The 18,005-nt window shown below is 66.5% G+C and carries 22 protein-coding genes and 1 pseudogene; 11 read left to right on the forward strand and 12 right to left on the reverse strand.

Annotation, left to right across the window (positions count from 1 at the left end; translation table 11 throughout):
- From BN1233_RS48435 to BN1233_RS18475, 3 genes are all read left to right on the forward strand, one after another.
- On the forward strand, positions 1 to 1,107 hold a 1,107-nt coding region (locus BN1233_RS48435; RefSeq protein ID WP_048707481.1), incomplete at its 5' end, for an MFS transporter.
- Positions 1,108 to 1,378: 271 nt separating this feature from the next.
- On the forward strand, positions 1,379 to 3,271 hold the full coding sequence (gene nhaA, locus BN1233_RS18470) for a Na+/H+ antiporter NhaA (RefSeq protein WP_063776608.1): 1,893 nt from the start codon (positions 1,379 to 1,381) through the stop codon (positions 3,269 to 3,271).
- Between the two features lie 532 nt (positions 3,272 to 3,803).
- The gene (locus tag BN1233_RS18475) at positions 3,804 to 4,343 is read left to right on the forward strand and encodes a DUF1269 domain-containing protein (RefSeq protein ID WP_046865100.1); all 540 of its coding nucleotides are present in this window, start codon (positions 3,804 to 3,806) and stop codon (positions 4,341 to 4,343) included.
- On the opposite strand, the gene BN1233_RS48440 is transcribed toward BN1233_RS18475, so the two are convergent.
- The gene (locus tag BN1233_RS48440) at positions 4,319 to 4,570 is read right to left on the reverse strand and encodes a hypothetical protein (protein ID WP_187144330.1); all 252 of its coding nucleotides are present in this window, start codon (positions 4,568 to 4,570) and stop codon (positions 4,319 to 4,321) included. The genes BN1233_RS18475 and BN1233_RS48440 overlap by 25 nt on opposite strands.
- On the opposite strand from BN1233_RS48440, the gene ftsH reads away from it, so the two are divergent.
- Positions 4,560 to 6,407 (forward strand): ATP-dependent zinc metalloprotease FtsH, encoded by a 1,848-nt coding sequence (gene ftsH, locus BN1233_RS18480; protein ID WP_244470630.1) that lies wholly within the window; start codon positions 4,560 to 4,562, stop codon positions 6,405 to 6,407. The genes BN1233_RS48440 and ftsH overlap by 11 nt on opposite strands.
- A 155-nt stretch (positions 6,408 to 6,562) precedes the next feature.
- Positions 6,563 to 7,528, forward strand: a complete 966-nt coding sequence (locus BN1233_RS18485) for a zinc metalloprotease HtpX (RefSeq protein WP_046865102.1) — start codon at positions 6,563 to 6,565, stop codon at positions 7,526 to 7,528.
- Here the strand turns inward: BN1233_RS18485 and BN1233_RS18490 are convergent, their stop codons facing one another.
- The 4 genes from BN1233_RS18490 to BN1233_RS18505 all read right to left on the reverse strand — a co-directional run bounded on the left by BN1233_RS18490 (position 7,529) and on the right by BN1233_RS18505 (position 10,203).
- The gene (locus BN1233_RS18490; RefSeq protein WP_046865103.1) at positions 7,529 to 8,371 is read right to left on the reverse strand and encodes a universal stress protein; all 843 of its coding nucleotides are present in this window, start codon (positions 8,369 to 8,371) and stop codon (positions 7,529 to 7,531) included.
- Positions 8,372 to 8,552: 181 nt separating this feature from the next.
- Positions 8,553 to 8,882: a hypothetical protein gene (locus tag BN1233_RS18495; RefSeq protein ID WP_046865104.1), complete on the reverse strand. Its 330-nt coding sequence runs from the start codon at positions 8,880 to 8,882 to the stop codon at positions 8,553 to 8,555.
- An 89-nt stretch (positions 8,883 to 8,971) separates the two neighbouring features.
- Complete coding sequence (locus BN1233_RS18500; protein ID WP_048707478.1) at positions 8,972 to 9,490, reverse strand: DUF1269 domain-containing protein; 519 nt, start codon at positions 9,488 to 9,490, stop codon at positions 8,972 to 8,974.
- A 134-nt stretch (positions 9,491 to 9,624) separates the two neighbouring features.
- The gene (locus BN1233_RS18505) at positions 9,625 to 10,203 is read right to left on the reverse strand and encodes an NADPH-dependent FMN reductase (protein WP_197094512.1); all 579 of its coding nucleotides are present in this window, start codon (positions 10,201 to 10,203) and stop codon (positions 9,625 to 9,627) included.
- A gap of 349 nt (positions 10,204 to 10,552) precedes the next feature.
- Between BN1233_RS18505 and BN1233_RS18510 the strand changes: the two genes are divergently transcribed.
- The 6 genes from BN1233_RS18510 to BN1233_RS18530 all read left to right on the forward strand — a co-directional run bounded on the left by BN1233_RS18510 (position 10,553) and on the right by BN1233_RS18530 (position 13,366).
- The gene (locus BN1233_RS18510) at positions 10,553 to 11,203 is read left to right on the forward strand and encodes a TetR/AcrR family transcriptional regulator (RefSeq protein WP_046865105.1); all 651 of its coding nucleotides are present in this window, start codon (positions 10,553 to 10,555) and stop codon (positions 11,201 to 11,203) included.
- 105 nt (positions 11,204 to 11,308) lie between these two features.
- Entirely contained in the window at positions 11,309 to 11,455 is a 147-nt protein-coding gene (locus tag BN1233_RS47070) for a hypothetical protein (RefSeq protein ID WP_154678273.1), read from the forward strand.
- A gap of 22 nt (positions 11,456 to 11,477) precedes the next feature.
- The gene (locus tag BN1233_RS18515; protein WP_046865106.1) at positions 11,478 to 12,194 is read left to right on the forward strand and encodes a Bax inhibitor-1/YccA family protein; all 717 of its coding nucleotides are present in this window, start codon (positions 11,478 to 11,480) and stop codon (positions 12,192 to 12,194) included.
- 129 nt (positions 12,195 to 12,323) lie between these two features.
- Positions 12,324 to 12,518 carry a hypothetical protein gene (locus BN1233_RS18520; RefSeq protein ID WP_046865107.1) on the forward strand — a complete coding sequence of 65 codons (195 nt, stop codon included), beginning with the start codon at positions 12,324 to 12,326 and terminating at the stop codon, positions 12,516 to 12,518.
- Positions 12,519 to 12,752: 234 nt separating this feature from the next.
- Positions 12,753 to 12,914 carry a hypothetical protein gene (locus tag BN1233_RS47075; RefSeq protein ID WP_154678274.1) on the forward strand — a complete coding sequence of 54 codons (162 nt, stop codon included), beginning with the start codon at positions 12,753 to 12,755 and terminating at the stop codon, positions 12,912 to 12,914.
- 254 nt (positions 12,915 to 13,168) lie between these two features.
- Positions 13,169 to 13,366 carry a hypothetical protein gene (locus BN1233_RS18530; RefSeq protein ID WP_046865109.1) on the forward strand — a complete coding sequence of 66 codons (198 nt, stop codon included), beginning with the start codon at positions 13,169 to 13,171 and terminating at the stop codon, positions 13,364 to 13,366.
- Positions 13,367 to 13,529: 163 nt separating this feature from the next.
- Here BN1233_RS18530 and BN1233_RS18535 read toward each other — a convergent pair whose 3' ends face one another.
- The 7 genes and pseudogenes from BN1233_RS18535 to BN1233_RS18565 all read right to left on the reverse strand — a co-directional run.
- Positions 13,530 to 14,432, reverse strand: a complete 903-nt coding sequence (locus BN1233_RS18535; RefSeq protein ID WP_046865438.1) for a cation diffusion facilitator family transporter — start codon at positions 14,430 to 14,432, stop codon at positions 13,530 to 13,532.
- A 234-nt stretch (positions 14,433 to 14,666) separates the two neighbouring features.
- Positions 14,667 to 15,308, reverse strand: a complete 642-nt coding sequence (locus BN1233_RS18540) for a trimeric intracellular cation channel family protein (protein ID WP_046865110.1) — start codon at positions 15,306 to 15,308, stop codon at positions 14,667 to 14,669.
- A 178-nt stretch (positions 15,309 to 15,486) separates the two neighbouring features.
- The gene (locus BN1233_RS18545) at positions 15,487 to 15,924 is read right to left on the reverse strand and encodes a DUF1269 domain-containing protein (RefSeq protein ID WP_046865111.1); all 438 of its coding nucleotides are present in this window, start codon (positions 15,922 to 15,924) and stop codon (positions 15,487 to 15,489) included.
- A 365-nt stretch (positions 15,925 to 16,289) separates the two neighbouring features.
- Positions 16,290 to 16,616 (reverse strand): annotated as a pseudogene (locus tag BN1233_RS49765) (carboxymuconolactone decarboxylase family protein); the annotation flags it as partial.
- Positions 16,617 to 16,758: 142 nt separating this feature from the next.
- Positions 16,759 to 17,007, reverse strand: a complete 249-nt coding sequence (locus tag BN1233_RS18555; protein WP_046865112.1) for a hypothetical protein — start codon at positions 17,005 to 17,007, stop codon at positions 16,759 to 16,761.
- Positions 17,008 to 17,168: 161 nt separating this feature from the next.
- Positions 17,169 to 17,600, reverse strand: a complete 432-nt coding sequence (locus tag BN1233_RS18560) for a hypothetical protein (protein WP_046865113.1) — start codon at positions 17,598 to 17,600, stop codon at positions 17,169 to 17,171.
- Between the two features lie 137 nt (positions 17,601 to 17,737).
- A partial coding sequence (locus BN1233_RS18565; RefSeq protein ID WP_046865114.1) for a manganese catalase family protein occupies positions 17,738 to 18,005 on the reverse strand: 268 nt, incomplete at its 5' end.

An 18,005-nucleotide genomic window follows, 5' to 3' on the forward strand; every position in this document is an offset into this window, starting at 1 on the left:
CTGGTCCTGGCGAGCTATTACGGCGGCTACACCCTTGGCGCGGCGACCATCGCCGGCGTGCTGCAACGGGTCGGGCACATCCGGCTCTTCGCCGCGCTGGCCGGCCTTGTCGCGGCCGCGATTACGCTACAGCCCATCTTCACGTCGCCCGGTGCATGGATCGGCATCCGGCTCCTGACGGGCCTCGGCTGCGCCGGGCTCTTCATCACCGCCGAGAGCTGGCTGAATGCCGCGACGGTCCCGCAGAACCGGGGCTTCGTCTTCGCGATCTACATGGTCGCCGCAAACGCGGCCTTCGGCCTCGGGCAGTTTCTGATCAATCTGCCCGCTCCCGGGGGCTATGAGCTCTTCTCGCTGGCGGCCGCCCTGTTCTGCCTGGCGCTGATCCCCGTCTCGCTCACCCGCGCGACGGCTCCCAAGTTGCCTGACACCCCACCCCTGCGCCTGCGGGAGTTGCGCCGGATCGCGCCCGTCGCCCTCGCGGGCTGCGCGGCGTCGGGCCTGACGGGCAGTGCCTTCTACAGCCTTGTCCCGGCCTACGCGCAGGCGCAAGGCATCCCCGCCGCCTCGATCTCCGCCTATGTCGCGACCGCCATCTTCGGCGGGCTCGCATTCCAGATCCCGGCCGGCAGGCTGTCCGATCGGTATGACCGCCGCTTGGTGGCCGGCGCCATCGCGACCGGCCTGGCGGCAACGGCCCTCTGCCTTGCCGTCCTGCCGCAGACGTCCGTGGTGTTCGGCTTCACCTTCGTCCTCGGCGGTTTCCTCTCGACCATCTATCCGGTCTGCGTCGCCCATGCGAATGACCGCGTCGCGCCGGACCAGGTCGTCTCCGTCAGCGGTCAGCTCATCCTCGTCTACGGCCTGGCGTCCTTCCTCGGCCCGATCATCGGGACGAGCATCATGGGCGCAGCCGGCATGCGTGGCGTCTTCGTCTACATGGCGGCGGCGGCAGGTGCCTTCGTGCTCGCCGCCGTCTGGCGCTCCCTCCGGGTCGAGGCGCCGGAGCGGAAGGCGCGGCCGTTCACCATCCTGGACCAGCAGATCAGCCAGCAGGCCGCGCACCGCGCCGGCGACGGTCCATCGGCTGGCGGTCGCGGGGTCTGATCTTCCGCCTGTCCGCGATCCCGCGGCGTGGCCGTGCTGATGGTCCTTTGCCTGCGCGGACATCCTGAAACAGGCGTCACGTTCTGACCGGGACGCCGCCAATGCTGCGCGCCCGTCTCGGCGCGGGCGCGCAGCAATCACGCTCCGGTGACGGTCGATCGGTGACGGCATGCCGCCCCGGCCCAGCCATCGAGGCCCATGGATGAGAGCCAGTGTGGTTCTGCGCTGATCCGGCCTACAATTCCCCAATCGCCTGACGAGGATGGCCATCATGGCTCGCTCGCGACCCCACAGACTCGATCCGCCGGTTGACGCGGCACGCGATCACATCCTGGACGGATCCGGGGCGGACATGACCCTGGTCGAGTACGGCAGCTACGCCTCGCGCGAATGCTGTGCGACACACGAGATCGTCTCCTCCCTGCGCGACCGCTTCGGCGACCGCCTGCGGTATGTCTACCGGCATTTCCCGAGGCAGGGTCACGAGGACGCCAGGGCCGCCGCGGAACTCGCCGAGTATGCCTTCGCGACCACCGGTCGGTTCTGGCCTGTCCACGAGGCGCTGATGACGCGCGGGCCGGCCTTCGCGCCGGGCGACCTCGAGCGGATCGCGGCGGAGTTCGATCTGCCGGCCCGCGATGAAGCCCATATGACGGAAGTCCGGGCCGCCGCGCGCAGGGTGCGCGATGATGTCGAGAGTGCGCGCCGCAGCGGCGCCCTGGTGGCACCCACGTTCTTCATCAACGGCCGTCGCTACGAGGGGCCCTGGGACGCGAGTTCGCTGGCCGAGGCGTTGCTTGGTTCGCTGGGCCATCGGCTCCACACCGCAACCCTCGACTTCGTGCGGTGGGGCCCATCCGCCGGTCTGCTCCTCCTGCTCATGTCGGTGCTCGCCGTCGTGCTGGCCAACTCCCCGGTTGGCCCAGCCTTCCTGTCCTGGTGGCAGGCACCATTCGGGGTCCGGCTCGGCGACAGCGCGTTCAACCTGCCGCTCGTTGCCTGGATCAACGATGGCTTGCTGTCGCTCTTCTTCCTGGTCGTCGGCCTCGAGATCAAGCGCGAGTTCACGGTCGGTCGCCTCGCAACCCGCCGGGCTGCCGCCTTCCCGGTCATTGCTGCGGTCGGAGGCATGATCGTCCCCACGCTGATCTATCTCGCGATTGTCCCCCCGGGTCCCCTGATCGCCGGCTGGGCGACCACCATCTCCACCGATACTGCCTTTGCCGTCGCGCTGATCGCCTTCCTCGGGAATCGGGTCCCGGTGGAATTGCGCGTGTTCCTGACGGCCGCCGTGGTCATGGACGATCTGGCCGCCATTGCGGTGCTGGCCCTGTTCTATGCGGATGCGATTCACATCGGCTACCTGGCCGCTTCCGTCGGCGTGACGGGAATGCTCCTGGGGCTCAACCGGTGGGGCGTCTATCGCCCCTTGCCCTATGCGGTGCTCGGCGTCGTCCTCTGGGCGTGCGTCCACGAGTCCGGCCTGCATGCCACCCTGGCCGGGGTGATCCTCGCGGTGGTCACGCCGACACGCCCGCCGGCGAACCTGCGCGCCCTGATGGCCCAGGCGGAAACGGTGATCCGCGCGGAGACCCGTCGCGCCAATGAGGCCGTCATGCGTCACGGCCCGTCCGAGCCCACCTTGCAGGCGCTCGACGTGATCCATGACAGGATCGAGTCTCCCGCGAGCAAGCTTCTCCGTTCGGTCGAGCCCTGGTCCAGCTATGCGGTGCTGCCGCTCTTCGCGCTCGCCAATGCGGGCGTGGTCTGGGCCCCCGAGGTTCTCGAAGGGCATGGAAGGCTGATGCTGGCGATCATCCTCGGGCTGGTGATCGGCAAGCCGGTCGGGATCACGCTGTTCGCCTGGCTCGCCGTGCGCCTTCGACTCGCGGCAAAGTCGGAAGCCTATACCTGGCGGCAGTTGTTCGGCGCAGGCGCTCTCGCAGGGATTGGCTTCACGATGTCCCTGTTCATCGCCGGCCAGGCGTTCACGGGGGCGGAGTTCGCGGCCTCCAAGATCGCGATCTTCGCCGCCTCGCTGACCGCCGGAGTGCTGGGCAGCCTGATCCTGTGGCCGCGCGCTTCGTTCGACGCTTCCGAACGGCAAGGCGGGGAGACGGCCGTGCAGACCCCTCCCCTGCGTGGGCCTGGGCCGCAGCAGTAAGACGTCGACGGAGGGGGGATTTGGCGGGAGCGGCCCAGGTCCGCCGCACGGCGGAGCGTCCAGGCGGGATCTGTGCTGGTCCGGGACTCTCCGCACCTTCTGCACGCGTCGGCCATGGCGCCGCAATTGCCGGCCCGGCGCTGAGGATCGCGCCGATCCGGCTCATGGGCGGGGGCTCTTTCCAGGCACTTTGCGCAAGCGCGACTGCATTCCCGCCAGTGACCCGGGCGGCGTGATCCGCCTCCGGAACCGTTCCCCGTCCGCAATGGCAGGTATGGCGCCGCCCCGGGAGCTGGGTCGGGGTCGGCGGAGTGGGACATCGGCATCTTGCTCCGGCGGGTGGGAACGAGGACGCCGGCAGGCGCTGCCCGCAGGATCCGAGATCCCGCTTATTTGGGGCGGAGCCCTTTAAGTGCAAACAGCCCGTACGTATATGGTGTCCAACCAACATACGTCCAGTATGTTAATTCGAGGCGCGCGACGGCAGGGCCTTCGGGTGGCTCGATCTCACGCCAACACACGGAGGCTCACCATGGCAGAACTGATCGCCGTCGGCTTCGACGGTCCCGGGGAAGCGGATCGCGTCCTCACCGAGCTGCAACGGCTGCAAAAGGGATATTCCGTCGATCTCGAGGATGCGGTCGTCGCCATCCGCCCGCCCGAGGGCAAGGTGCAGTTGAAGCAGTGCCTCAATCTCGTCAGGGTCGGTGCGGCATCGGGTGGGCTCTCGGGTGCGCTCTGGGGCTCGCTCGTCGGGCTCCTGTTCTCGAACCCGCTCGCCGGCTTCGCGGTCGGCGGATTGCTCGGGGCCGGGACCGGGGCGCTCTCGGGATCGCTCGTCGACTACGGCATCGACGACGACTTCATCCGCTCCTTGAGCGAAACCCTGCCGCCGAACGGCTCGGCGCTGTTCGTGCTCGTCCGCAAGGCCCAGCCCGAGAAGGTCCTCGCCGAGCTGAAGGGCACCAAGGGGCGCATCCTGCGCACCTCCCTCTCGCCCGAGCAGGAGGATCGCCTCCGGGCCGCTCTCTCGGGAACGGCGGCGCCTCAGCGCAGCGCCGCGGCCCAGTAGGTCCACGCCGCCGGAACCCGACGTGCGGCCGGGGGCCCACCGCGGGTCGCATGTCCGGACATGAAGAGCCGAACCTGATCCGCAAAGGCCCTCAACCGGGTCGGCATCCCGGACCCCGGCAGAACCATCCCGAGGAGCAACTGAACCATGGCAAGGAAGAATTCCTTCAACCTCTCGAGGAACACGCGATTCAACGCGTGGTACTGGGTTGCCGCGATGATCGGCATCCTGGTCCTCCAGTATTTCATCGGCTCGGCGCGGGTGATCGCGACGATCCCCTACAGTGAGTTCCAGGACCTGCTGCGCAACGGCACGGTCGCGGAGATCGGGATCTCGGATCGCTTCATCCAGGGCACCCTCAAGGAGCCCCTGCCGGGCGGCCAGACCCGCTTCGCCACCACCCGCGTCGATCCCGACTTCGCCCAGGATCTGGAGAAGTACGATGTCACATACACGGGCCAGATCGAGAATACCTTCTTCCGCGACCTGCTCTCCTGGGTGCTGCCGGTCCTGCTCTTCTTCGGGATCTGGGCCTATCTCGCACGCCGCATGGCGGCCCAGGGCGGCCTCGGCGGCGGGCTGATGCAGATCGGCAAGAGCAAGGCCAAGGTCTATGTCGAGGCCGACACCGGCGTGACGTTCGACGATGTCGCCGGCGTCGACGAGGCCAAGGATGAGCTGCGCGAGGTCGTCGACTTTCTCAAGAACCCGGAGCAATACGGTCGGCTCGGTGGACGGATGCCGAAGGGCGTGCTCCTGGTCGGCCCGCCCGGCACCGGCAAGACCTTGATCGCGAAGGCCGTCGCCGGCGAGGCCAAGGTGCCGTTCTTCTCGATTTCCGGCTCCGAATTCGTGGAGATGTTCGTCGGCGTCGGCGCAGCGCGGGTGCGTGACCTGTTCCAGCAGGCCCGCGAGAAGGCGCCGGCCATCATCTTCATCGACGAGCTCGATGCGCTCGGCCGCGCCCGCGGCATGGGACCCTATGCGGGCGGTCACGACGAGAAGGAGCAGACTCTCAATCAACTCCTGGTCGAGATGGACGGCTTCGATTCCAGCGTCGGGGTCGTGCTGCTCGCCGCCACCAACCGGCCCGAGATCCTCGATCCGGCTCTGTTGCGCGCCGGCCGGTTCGACCGCCAGGTGCTGGTCGACCGGCCCGACAAGCAGGGCCGCATCCAGATCCTGAAAGTCCATGCCCGCAGGATCAAGCTCGCCCCGGATGCCGATGCCGAGAAGGTGGCGGCGCTGACGCCCGGCTTCACGGGCGCGGACCTCGCGAACCTCGTCAACGAGGCGGCCCTTCTCGCCACCCGTCGCGGGGCGGATGCCGTCACGATGGCGGATTTCAACAATGCGATCGAGCGGATCGTGGCGGGACTCGAGAAGCGCAACCGGCTGCTCAACCCGAAGGAGCGCGAGGTCGTCGCCTATCACGAGATGGGGCATGCCCTCGTCGGCATGACGCTGCCGGGTTCGGACGCGGTGCACAAGGTGTCGATCATCCCGCGCGGTGTCGGCGCCCTCGGCTATACGATCCAGCGCCCGACCGAGGATCGCTTCCTGATGACCCGGGAGGAACTCGAGAACAAGATGGCGGTGCTGCTCGGCGGCAGGGCCGCGGAGCTGATCGTGTTCGGCCATCTCTCGACCGGCGCCGCGGATGACCTCACGAAGGTCACCGACATCGCGCGCTCCATGGTGACCCGCTACGGGATGTCGGAGCGGCTCGGGAACGTGGCGCTCGAGAAGGACCAGCGTTCGTTCCTGAGCCCCAACCCGCTCATGAACGGCCCCCGCGAGCACAACTACTCGGACGAGACCGCGACCGCGATCGACGATGAGGTCAGGGCCATCGTGCAGAGGGCCATGGACCGGACGCTCGCAATCCTCGAGGACCGGCGCGACGTTCTCGAGCGCACGGCGAAGCGGCTGCTCGAGAAGGAGACCCTCGACGAGGCGGAGCTCAAGGAGCTCGTCGGCCCGCACGCATTGCAACCGCCGGACGAGCCACAGGTGATCGTCGAACGGGATGCCTCCCGGGGAGCATTGCCCGTCGCCGGATGAGAGCCGGACCGCCCGGGATACCGATCGTTGCGGCCCGTTCCCGACGGGATGCAACTTCGATCGGCGAGGGCTGATCCCGGTCTCACGGGATCAGCCCTCTTCCCTGGTGTCCTCGTGAATTCAACGACGAACCGGATCCACCTTGCCTGCGTGGAATGATGATCAGCCCCCTGAACGAACGCGAGCGGATCCGCCACAAGTGGCGCAACCGCCTGCAATCCATCCTGCTGCTCGCCGGCATGGCCGTGCTGCTGTCGCTCTGCGGGTGGGCACTCGCGGGCGCCGACGGCGTCTTCTGGGCGTTCGTGACCGGCGCGCTCAGCCTGCTGTTCGGCCCGCAGGTCTCGCCGTGGCTCACCCTGCGCATGTACGGGGCGGTCCCGGTCCACCCGTCCGAAATGCCGGCCCTGTTCCAGCTCGTCGAGCGGATTTCCGGGCGCGCCGGCCTGCCGCATCCGCCACGCCTCCACTACGTGCCGACCCGCATCCTCAATGCCTTCGCGGTCGGACGGCGCGATGACGCCGCCCTCGCCGTCACCGAGGGATTGCTGCGCATCCTGACGCTGCGCGAGCTCGCGGGCGTGCTCGCCCACGAGATCAGCCACATCCGCAACAACGATCTCGGGATCATGACGCTTGCGGATGTGATCAGCCGGCTCACCTCGGCGATGTGGCTAGCCGGCATGGTGTTGCTCATCGCGAGCCTGCCCGTCCTGCTCACCGAGGGCAACGCGGTTCCCTGGCTCTCGATCGCGCTGCTCGTGTTGTCCCCCACCATTGCCAGCCTGCTCCAGCTCGCGCTGTCGCGCACCCGTGAATACGACGCCGATCTTGATGCCGCCGGCCTGACGGGCGATCCGCGCGGGCTGGCATCCGCCCTGGAGAAGCTGGAGCGGTATCAGGGCGGGCTGTTCGAAACCCTTCTCCTTCCCGGCCGCCGGGTTCCCCAGCCCTCGCTCCTGCGCACCCACCCGCCTACCCGGGACCGGATCGCGCGGCTGCTGGCTCTCGAGGCGGAAGCACCGCCGCGCTTCGGGGGTCCGGCGCCGACGGCTCTTCCCGAGCGGTTCCGCAACGTGCCCAGCACTCCGCGCTGGCGGGCAACAGGACTCTGGTACTAGCTAATGGGCCATCAGCACAGGAGTGGTCATCGTTTTCAGGATGCCGCTGGTTGCGCCGCCGAAGACGAGATGGCGCAGGCGCGAATGCGCATAGCCTCCCATGACGATCAGGTCGCTGCCTGAATCGGCGGCATGGGACAGCAAGGCGTCGGCAACTTCGATCCCGTTCGCCATGCTGCTCCTTCCCGTCGCCGGGAGGCCGTGACGCTTGAGATGCGCGGCGAGCGCCTCCGGATCGGCTCCACTGCCGGGCTCGCGCCCGTCGGCCTGCACCATCAGGACCTCGACGCTCCTAGCCGAACCCAGCAGCGGAAGAGCGTCATGGATTGCGCGGGCCGCCTCCTTGCTTCCATCCCAGGCCACCAGGATCCGGTCGAACCGGGCCGGTCCTGTCTGGATGTAGGGAACGACGATGACCGGCCGCCCGGAGTCGAACAGGACGGCCTCGATGAGCATGCTCCTCCAGGAGCTGCCTTCATCGATGGATTGGGGCAGGATGGCGAGATCGCAGGTCCTGGCACGGCGGGCGAAGTGATCCGCGAAGCCGGCGGGCCCCGTCGGGACGATCTCCTGGCCGACCTCGATACCGGCGGATCCGGCGCGCACTGCAAAGGCCGCGAGGGCATCGCGAGCGGCATCCTCGGAGGCCCGGATCATGTCCTCCAGGATCTGAGGAGGCGGCTGAATCCCGGCGACGGAACTGAGGAGATACGAGAAGCTCGGAGCGAGGGTGGTGAGCCGGGCCCCCAGCCGTTCGGCGACGGAGAGCGCATAGACCGCGACCGATCCGGCTTCGCGGCTTGGATCCGGATCGAGCGGGATGATGATGTCGTGAACTGCCATGACGTCCTCCGCTGCGGGCCATTGTCGCTCCTGAGCAAGAGCGCACCGCGGCTCATGTTGGGGCAGCCGATTGTCGGTGGCGGTCGAGCCGGAAGCAATGGCGCGGCCGTCAACGGGGTGGCGCTTTCGCGCATTCGGAGATCGGGAACAGGTCTGGTTACGACCCGCTGCATGGGTCCCGTCAGCGCTGGTCACCTCGGCGCCTGTTCTGCCCCTTGAGCCATCGGCGCTCGAGCCAGACCAGCGCCCGGCCCGTGGGCCGCCGCAGGACAGGAACGTCCTGGGCGAGCAGCAAAAGGCCGAGGGGCAGCATCCAGAGGCCGAGAACGGGAAGAAAGCTGAAAATGCCCGCCAGGATGAGGAAGATCCCCAGCGGGACGCGGACCCAGCGAGCCGATGGTTCGCGGAGCCAGCGCATGAACTGGCCGACCGCTGGCGGGAGCTCCCGTTCCAATTGCCGGACGTGGCGATTGAGCTGCTCCTCGTCTCCATCCATCACAGCCGAGTCCATCCGAATCGGCTGCGACCGACGGGCTCCAGGGCCGGTGGGTATCGGATGGCAGCGAGCGACCCTCGCATGCCCGTGGGACGTCGGGGTGATCATGCCGATGCTCGGTTCCACGGATGCAAGGTGTTCCACGGATGCAAGGTGCGTCGAGCCGGATCGCTCGGGACGATCCGCTGCTCGCGCACGACGACCCCGCCGAGGGCCCTCATTCGCGTCTCGAGCGAGGTCTCGGAGTGTTCGGTGACCTCGGCCAGGACGGCGGTGCTGCCCGGCTGCATCGCGCGCGAGATCCTTTCAGCGAACGTAACCCGCTCCTCGACATTGATGTGATCGGCCGCCCACCCGACCAGCGCCCCACTGGCGGCTCCGATGGCAGCCCCGGCCGGTCCGCCCAGCAGGCCGGCGAGCCCACCGATCAAGGCACCCACCAGCGTTCCGAGCGGCCCTTCATCGGTCGGCCGCCTCACGAAAATCGATCCCTCGCCATCCTTTTGCACGATCGCCGTGCCGGACAGCGCGAGACTGCCTTGGGCCTCCAGTTCCTTGAGCAAACGGGATGCCTCGCTCGCCGCTCCCTCGTCATGAAACACGATGCCGATGAACCTGCTCATGGAAGTCTCCCATTGGGTTGGTCATTGGGTTGGTGGCACGAAGCGCGTGGATCGGCGGCATGCGCCGATCGAAGGCGCTTCGCGGGAGGCGCCTCCCGGACCGGAGAACCGAACCGGGTCGGCGAGATGCTTCCTCAGGCCGCCTCGTCCTGCGCGCTGGTGCGGGACGGTGCCATCCGGGCGATCCACGCGGCGAAGCGGTCGATCCAGCCGCTGAGGAACGCCTTGGTCGAGAGATCGACGATGTTGTTCTGTGCGTCGAACACGTCCGGCTTGTAGGTGAAGTAGACCTCCGGCTGGCCCATCAGGATGGTGTCGACGACGCTCAGGACACCCTTCAGGGCATTCTGGCCCGCCGATCCCCCGGTCGCGCCCGGGCTCGTGCCGATGAGGGCGGCGGGCTTGCCGGCCCAGGAGTTCTGTCCCCAGGGGCGGCTGGCCCAGTCGATGGCGTTCTTGAGCGCCGGCGAGAAGGAGCGGTTGTATTCGGGCGTGACGAAGAGAACCGCATCCGCGGCCTCGATGTCCCGTTTCAGGCGCAGGACGGCTTCGGGAGGGCTGGCCCAGAGATCCTCGTTGTAGAGCGGCAGGTCGCCGATCTCGACGAACCGGAAGGTCAGCCGCCCGCGCGCCAGTCTGGCGAGGCTCTCGGCGAACTTGCGGTTGAGGGACTCGCGGCGCAGGGAGCCGACGAGCACGGCAACGGTTTTCATCAGTGACCTCGTGTGAAATGTGACGATCTCCACCCAGGAGATCGTGATGCCCCGGCGCGGCACGGGCGCGCCGGGACTCGAATGCGAACCCGGGAATCCCGGCAGGCGCTTGGCTCCCGGGCCATGCCGATCACGCCTTCGGCCCGGCCGGATGGCCGTTGGCCGCGCGGCCTCAAGGGCCAACCTTGGTGATGACCAATCTTGTCGATCGACATATTCATCATATGTTGATTTAATGCGGACGCGTCAAGGGCGACCGGAGCGTCGCTTCCCGGATAGGACCCGGGATCAGCCGGGCTCCCGATACCGGCGACGGCACCGAATTCAGATCCCGTGAGAGGACACCAGGATGACGACGACACGAAGAGGGCGCGGCCGGCCGGCACGGACTGAAGCCCCCAAGCGCGACGACATCCTTCTTGCCGCACTGTCGGCCTTCGCTCGAGCCGGATACGAGGGCACGAACCTGCGCCAGATCGCGGATGACGCGGGCGTCGACGTGGCGCTGGTCGCGCATCACTTCGGGTCGAAGCTCGACCTGTGGAAGGCGACCGTCGACCATCTGGCCGAACGGGTCCTGGCCGCGACCCGGGACACTGCTGCGGCCGGGAACTGGACGGACCTGCGCGAGCGCGTCCGCTCCGCGCTCTGCCGGCACATCGAGCTCAACAGCGCCATGCCGGAACTCGCCATGTTCGTCGCCCAGGAGGTGCTGCCCGCGACCGAGCGCAGCGATTACGTCTACGAGCACCTCGTCAGGCCGCACCACGACCTCATGCTGCCGATCATCCGGGAGGCGATCTCGGCCGGGGTCATCCGGGAGCAGGATCCGGAGCTGTTCTTCTTCCTGTTCGTGACCTCCGTCTCGATGACGATCGCGATCCAGCCCCTGATGGCGCGCTTCACCGAGACGGCCGCCAGCCGGGATGCCCTCCGGGCCGCGCTGCAAGCGGCCGTGACCGCCAATGTGCTGGGCAGCCAGCCCGCCGCCCTTGATTGACGGCGCGGCGCCATTAAATCAACGCATGTTGAATATTTCCCGCCGCACGCGCAAGGAGGTCCGCATGCGCCCCGAGTCCCCTTTCTCCAGGAGGCGTTCTCGACGGTGAGTCTGAGTGCGGGCGATTGGCTCGTGTGTGCGGCCGTGGCGAATTCGGTGCTGTGGCTGCGCGAACTGATCAAGATCGTGATCCGCGCGCACGAGAAGTCGGCTGTCCGACAGGTGCCACTTGCCCCTACCGGAGCCCATTAACCCACCACCAGAGGAAGATGTGATGAATGCATCCCATACATGGCAGACCGGCGCCACACGCGCCGAAACAGCCCTTTTCGACGAGGGCCTGCGGCAGCATATGCTGCGCGTCTACAACTTCATGGGCCTCGGCCTGACCGTCACTGGGCTGGTCGCCTACTTCGTGGCCGCGATCCCGGCGCTCTCCGAACCGATCTTTCAGACCCCGCTGAAGTGGGTCGTGATGCTGGCGCCGCTCGCCTTCGTGTTCGTCCTCTCGTTCCGTATCCGCGCGATCTCGGCGGCAACCGCGCAGATCCTGTTCTGGACCTATTGCGCGGTGATGGGCCTGTCGCTCGCCTCCGTATTCCTCGTCTTCACGGGAACGAGCATCGCGCGCACTTTCTTCATCACGGCCGCGATGTTCGGCGCGACGAGCCTGTGGGGCTACACCACGAAGCGCGATCTCTCGCAGTTCGGCTCGTTCCTGTTCATGGGCCTGATCGGCGTCGTGATCGCGTCGCTCGTCAATCTCTTCATCGGCTCGACGGCGCTCCAGTTCGCGATTTCGATCATCGGCGTGCTCGTGTTCACGGGGCTGACTGCCTATGACACGCAAAGCATCAAGGAGCAATATGCCGAGAGCTTCGGCCACGAGACCAACACCAAGCTCGCCGTGTTCGGTGCGCTCTCGCTCTACCTGAACTTCGTCAATCTCTTCCAGCTCCTCCTCAACCTCACGGGCCAGCGGGAAGAGTAACCCCACCGACTTCCTCCATGTCCCGTGCCGCCTCACCGGGTACGGGAGGAGCAGTTTGCTTCGCGACACCAAGGAGGAATCCCATCGAAGCAGGTGCAAAGCCGACATGACAGAAAGGAAGGAAAGGTGATGAACCATTTCGAATGCTCAGTGAGCAATGCGCAGTTTCAGGCAATCACGAGTGAGCTGGCGGCTCCTGCGGTACATGAGCAGGCGCCGAGTTCGGACTGGAACACGCAGGCGGAACTGGACCGGAGGCTCGATTCGGCGCTGGAGGAAACGTTCCCGGCCAGTGACCCGGTTTCGGTGACGATCAGTTCCTGAATGCCGACCGGCGGACGGAGGCAACGAAGCCGGCAATGCACACGGCGCGGCTTACGGGATCGGCCTGTCTGAGAGCCAGTCGATCCGCTGGCGCGCCGCTGCGGGAGAGTCGAAGACCCTGACGGTCTTGCGGGTGCCCCGCCAACCGCAGCGCATGGCGTCGCACGGGATTCCTGAATCTTAGGCCGCGACGGCTTCAGGATAGGTGAACACGAATTCAGGAAAGGAGAATGAATGACGACGCTGAACCCTCATGGGCACTGGAACAACATCGGAAACGATGGCCTGAACGATCTGACGCCCGAAGAGATCGCCGAGCTCCGGGCGCAAGCCCTGCGCTCGACGTTCAGGATCGTCCTTGCGGCCGGCGTGGTCGCGGCCCTCTGGTGGAGCTAGGAAGCGGGCTCGAACGGGGCTCAAGCAATATCAAGCAACAGGAGTACGACGACGCGCTAGCGCGCGGCTCCGTTGGCTGCCGCGATGTTCGCCGGCCTGTGCCTGGCCCTCGGCGTGCTCGGGTCGAAGTTCGTCGCCGACGGCACGCTTCCCGCAATCCATGAAATCGCCGCCACGGCTTTCGCCGTATGTGTCGCGAAGAAGACCTGTCGCGACTGCCGCGCGGGCCGCACATCAACAATGAGGATACCCGGGTGAGAATCCTGATCCTGTCCATACTGACCGCCATCGTCCTGGCCATTGCTGCGGCAAGCGTGCTGAGTTCGATGCAGCAGCCCGCTTACGAGGCCTACGCCACGTCATCCGTTCGCGTCGGCGACCCCGGCAGCAATCTCGTCGGAAGCGACGGCTGGGGCTCCTCATCGCAGAGCGATGCACCGCACGAGAGATGAGAAGTTGAACTGTAGAATCCTAGACTTGATTTGACGGACAGTGTCCGACGAGCCGAACCTCGCTTGGTTCGAGGCGATGCGAGTGTCGACTATCCTCGCGAGTCCTCAGCCTTGCAGGTTGCCCAGCCATGCGCGCCTGACGTGGTGAAGCCTCCGCGTCGGCTCACATGTACGACGGATCTGCGGTCACATCGACGGTCAGCCAGACCTGCGGCCACGCGGCATCCAGGCGGGCCGCCACCTCCCGACGGATGTCGTCGACCGCCCCGACGGTCTCCACGCGATAGTCGGGGGCGACAAGGATGTGGATCTCGACGAAGCGCCCGCGGCCGATCCGGGCGACATGGCTCGAGTAGCCCAGGAAGCCGCGCTCGGTGACCAGGGCGTCCATGACCGACCTGACCTGCCGGTCGAGTTCCTCCGGAGCGACCTCGAGCACGTCCCGGAAGGCGGCCCGCAGGGTCCTCAGCGGAACCGGCAGCAGCGCGAGCGCGATGCAGAGCAGCACCGCCGGGTCGACGTACGGAACCCACTCGTCATGGGCCGATCCCGTGAGGGCCACCGCGATGGCGTAGCCTAGCAGCAAGGCGAGGCTCAGGAAGCCGCTCAGGAGCCAGGCGCGCGCGTCGACGCCCAGAAGGATCGAATTCTGGAGGCGCGCCAGTCGGTTCATGTATGCCGCCATGGCGAAGCCCGTGACGCACATGAGGCCAGCCCAGAGCAGGCCGTGCCCGTATGCCACCTGATGTCCGTCGCTCATCAATCCCTGCACTCCGTTGATGACCGCATAGACGCAGGCGGTGACCAGGAGCGCGCTTTCGCCGGCGGCCACCAGCGGCTCGAAATGCCAGTAGCCGTATTGGAAGCGGCGGCTCGTTTCCTGCATGAGCAGCTTCGACACGGCGAGGGAGGCGAAGGTCAGGAGCACGTCGACGAAGCTGTACATGCCGTCGAACATGATGGCACGCGAGCCGGTCATCAGGCCGCCCAGGATGCCCACCGCACCGGACAGCAGGGTCACCGCGATGGACAGCTTCAGCGCGCGTTGCTCTGCCGTCGATTGCACTCTGCGCCTCTCTTCCAGGCGGTGATCTCTCCCAGCCCCGGCTCTCAGCGCGCCGGCCGGTGGGCTTGGCGCGTGTGCCAGATCATACTGGTGCGAGGTCACGACGCCGTAAAGGACGAAGCCGGAGAACGTCACCATCGCGCCCCAGCAGACCGCTTGCTGCCCTGCGCTGTCTAAACGGCCCGGACATGGTGCCACCGCGCTCGCGGCTAGGAGTGGCACCGCGCGCTGCTCCTATTCCCAGCGGTCCTGGTAGGAGAAGATCGGCAGCCGCCAGCCGCGCCAGAGGGCCAGCAGGCGCAGTGTCAGGCCGCCGGTGAAGCTGATTGCGGTATTGACGTCGACGCCGACGCCGAGCGCATCCAGGCCGAGGAAGAACGCGCAGACGGCGAGCGAGACGCTCGCGTAGAGTTCGCGCTGGAACACCACCGGCACCTGGGTGCACAACACGTCACGCAGGATGCCGCCGCAGATGCCGGTGATCATGCCGGCCATGATGACGACGATGGTGGGGTAGTCCATCGTCAGCGCGAGGCTGCAACCAATCAGCGAGAACGCGATCAGGCCCATGGCATCGAGCACCAGGAAGACGCGCTTCAGATTGTGCATGAAGGACGCGATCACCGGGGTCAGCAGCCCGGCGGAGATCACCAGGTAGACGTATTCCGGGTGCTGGGTCCAGCCGATGGGAAAGCGGCCGAGGGTCAGGTCCCGGATGGTGCCGCCGCCCAGCGCCGTGACGAAGGCGATGACGGCGACACCGAAGATGTCCATGTTGCGCCGCCCGGCCGCGAGCGCGCCGGACATCGCCTCGGCGGTGATCGCGACCAGGTAGATGATGAACAGAACGGTTTCCGAGGGCAGGAACGAGTCCATGGGAGAGGCTCCGGAGAGAGTCAGGACACGCTGTGTTGCGGATCCCGATGGGCCTCTGTGATCCGCAGCCGGACCGCGGTCCGATTACCCGTGCGGGTTGCTGGATCGCCGGCACTGCCGTGCCGACGCTGCATGCCACGGACGCGAGGCGTATCGGTTCGGAGCGATTGGACAGCCGCTACTCGCGCACGACGACCCCGCCGAGGGCCTTCATCCGCGTGTCGAGAGAGCTTTCGGAGTATTCCGTGACTTCGGCCAGGACGGCGCTGCTGCCGGGTGTCATCGCACGCGAGATCCGTTCGGCAAACTTCACCCGCTCGCCCAGATTGATGTGATCGGCCGCTCGCCCGACCAGCGCCCCGCCGGCGGCTCCGATGGCAGTCCCCGCCGGTCCGCCCATGAGGCCGGCGAGCCCGCCGATCAGCACGCCGACCAGCGTGCCGAGCGGCCCTCCTTCGATCACCTGCTTGGCGACGAGCGTTCCCTTGGCATCCTTTTGCACGATCGCCGTGCCGGCCAGCTTGAGGCTCCCTTCCGTCTGGAGTTCCTCGAGCACACCCGATGCTTGGCTCGCCGCCCCCTCGTCGTGAAACACGATGCCGATGAACCCGCTCATGGAAGTCTCCCGTTGTGATCGATTGCACGAAGCTCAGGGATCGGCGAATGGCGCTGCACGGGACCATAGTGCCTGGAATGAATTGCCGGACTACCCCTTCGCTGAGTGTCTCCAGGCCGGCCAAGCCCGGGTCCAGTGGATGTAGGTCAGGAACGGATGCACCGTGATGTGAGCCTTCCGTGGTGTCTCACGGCCGGGAACCTTGGGTGCCCTCGTTGGCCCAGTGGCAGTGCGGCGCAAGTGCCGACAGGCTGCTCCTCTTGATTACCCAGTCGTGTTCCCGCTCCCAGTCGGACGAACCCATCGGCCAGAAGCACAGACGTCATGTGGTAGACCAAGGCAGGCCTTCGACGGCCTGCCGTTCTGCTCGTGTAGGCGTCCAGGACTCGCGCCGAATAGACCAGCGCCGCTCCTGCATTGACGGCAACGGCGACGCCAAGTGCTTCGGCGATTTCCTCGTGGCCCGCGCCGTGCCGCACGGCAGCATCGGTGTGCACGGTGATGCAGCTATCGCACTGCCGCGTCACGGCGACAGCCAGCGCGATCAGCTCACGCGTCTTGGCATCAAGGGCACCGGTCTTCGCGCCTGCATTACTCAATTCCTGATAGCCACGAAGCGTGTCGGGACTGAGCTTTCCCACCTCGCCGATCCTGGCGAGAACCTGCTTCCGGTAGTCATTCCAGTCGAGCATCATGCATGGGCTCCGTGGTTGGGTTCCGTCGTACGGCGGAATTCAATTCTGAGCGCCGCCGGGAGCACGAAGTGCAACGGTTCAGGGAAGGCGGAGCCCGCGCTCTCGGTCTCCGGAGCGCGAGTTCCGCCTTCCCGACCCGTTACCTGACGGTTCCGCCAATGCTGCCGGTGATGCCCGTGTTCGCGCAGGCGACCGGCACGCGGAGCTTGGTCGAACTATCGTACACGGTCCGGCAGGGCACGCCGTCTATGAACTGGACCTCGTGGGGAGCGGCATGGGGAAACAGGGAGCCCGGTGTGCCCTGAATCGGGTTCGGTTGCGCTCCGGCGGGAGCGATGGAAGCAAGGGCTAGGAGACCGGCACCGGCGAGCATGGAAATCCGCTTCATCTCTGCATTTCTCCTTTCTTTGGTGAATTCAGGCCTGCGGTAGCAAGCCATAACAATGAAATGGGCATCGATCGATAGTGTTTCAATGTTTAATTACATTAAATGCGAGTAACGTAGAATGTAATACTTCAAATTTACAATGAAGCAGGGTTGAATTCCATTCAGAACGCGCCGCTTTCTTTGCCGAAGCGCCCATGCTGGTAGAGGACCATGAGCACGGCCATGCCGAGGGTCGCGAGCGTTCCCGACACGAGGCCGATCGCCCACCCGACCGGCAGGCCGACCAGATGGCTCAGGTCATGACCCGCCAAGGCGCCCAGAAGCACGGACAGGCCGCCGCCGATCCACACCGCGCGGGGAACCGTCCCGCCGGATCCGATGGGAAACAACCCGGGGAGTGATCGTCCGAGGAACCCGCAGGCAATCCCGACGATGGCGACGGCGGAAACGGCGGCAAGAATCGCCAGAAGGCGCGGGTGGGAAACCACATCCCCGAGGCCATAGCCCACCGTCCAGCCCATGGCCCCGCCGAGCAGGGCAAAGACGATCACGAAGATGGATTCGATCCCTTGCGTGTGACTGGCTTCCTTCACAGATAGCTCCTTTCAAATTCTCTCGGGAACCGGATCGTGGCCCCCGGGGCATTCCAGCGGCAGATCCACGCGAGCCGTTGCGATCAGCCAAGCCGACCGCAACGGCAACTCCGGAACGGACGATCCCAGGTTCCCGGTCAGGCGGTGGCCTTGGCGTAGAGCTTCTGCGCGATCTCGAGGATCTCCTGCGGGTGGTAGTCGGGGATGAACGCCTCCGCGACGCCCTCGATCTCGTATTGCGGACCGCCCTGCGGCGGGCCGTCGATCACCTCGAGCGGCTCCTTGCCGTCGAGCGTGGTGCCGTTCCAGATGAGGCCGACCTCCTTGTAGTCCTCGGGGCTGAACCGATAGAGCCGGCGATGGAAGCCCTCCGCGATGAAGGGCTGGCTCTCCGGGATCTCGACA

Source organism: Microvirga massiliensis (assembly GCF_001006805.1).
Taxonomy (GTDB): Bacteria; Pseudomonadota; Alphaproteobacteria; order Rhizobiales; family Beijerinckiaceae; genus Microvirga; species Microvirga massiliensis.

What these genes read in the sequence shown, in the direction of transcription:
- BN1233_RS18555 (WP_046865112.1), bottom strand. Translation starts at nt 17,007, where the DNA reads ATGAAGCGGATTTCCATGCTCGCCGGTGCCGGTCTCCTAGCCCTTGCT.
- BN1233_RS18510 (WP_046865105.1), top strand. Translation starts at nt 10,553, where the DNA reads ATGACGACGACACGAAGAGGGCGCGGCCGGCCGGCACGGACTGAAGCC.
- BN1233_RS18500 (WP_048707478.1), bottom strand. Translation starts at nt 9,490, where the DNA reads ATGAGCAGGTTCATCGGCATCGTGTTTCATGACGAGGGAGCGGCGAGC.
- BN1233_RS18490 (WP_046865103.1), bottom strand. Translation starts at nt 8,371, where the DNA reads ATGGCAGTTCACGACATCATCATCCCGCTCGATCCGGATCCAAGCCGC.
- nhaA (WP_063776608.1), top strand. Translation starts at nt 1,379, where the DNA reads ATGGCTCGCTCGCGACCCCACAGACTCGATCCGCCGGTTGACGCGGCA.
- BN1233_RS18495 (WP_046865104.1), bottom strand. Translation starts at nt 8,882, where the DNA reads ATGGACTCGGCTGTGATGGATGGAGACGAGGAGCAGCTCAATCGCCAC.
- ftsH (WP_244470630.1), top strand. Translation starts at nt 4,560, where the DNA reads ATGATCGGCATCCTGGTCCTCCAGTATTTCATCGGCTCGGCGCGGGTG.
- BN1233_RS18520 (WP_046865107.1), top strand. Translation starts at nt 12,324, where the DNA reads ATGAACCATTTCGAATGCTCAGTGAGCAATGCGCAGTTTCAGGCAATC.
- BN1233_RS18505 (WP_197094512.1), bottom strand. Translation starts at nt 10,203, where the DNA reads ATGAAAACCGTTGCCGTGCTCGTCGGCTCCCTGCGCCGCGAGTCCCTC.
- BN1233_RS18540 (WP_046865110.1), bottom strand. Translation starts at nt 15,308, where the DNA reads ATGGACTCGTTCCTGCCCTCGGAAACCGTTCTGTTCATCATCTACCTG.
- BN1233_RS47075 (WP_154678274.1), top strand. Translation starts at nt 12,753, where the DNA reads ATGACGACGCTGAACCCTCATGGGCACTGGAACAACATCGGAAACGAT.
- BN1233_RS18515 (WP_046865106.1), top strand. Translation starts at nt 11,478, where the DNA reads ATGAATGCATCCCATACATGGCAGACCGGCGCCACACGCGCCGAAACA.
- BN1233_RS18485 (WP_046865102.1), top strand. Translation starts at nt 6,563, where the DNA reads ATGATGATCAGCCCCCTGAACGAACGCGAGCGGATCCGCCACAAGTGG.
- BN1233_RS18545 (WP_046865111.1), bottom strand. Translation starts at nt 15,924, where the DNA reads ATGAGCGGGTTCATCGGCATCGTGTTTCACGACGAGGGGGCGGCGAGC.
- BN1233_RS18475 (WP_046865100.1), top strand. Translation starts at nt 3,804, where the DNA reads ATGGCAGAACTGATCGCCGTCGGCTTCGACGGTCCCGGGGAAGCGGAT.
- BN1233_RS48440 (WP_187144330.1), bottom strand. Translation starts at nt 4,570, where the DNA reads ATGCCGATCATCGCGGCAACCCAGTACCACGCGTTGAATCGCGTGTTC.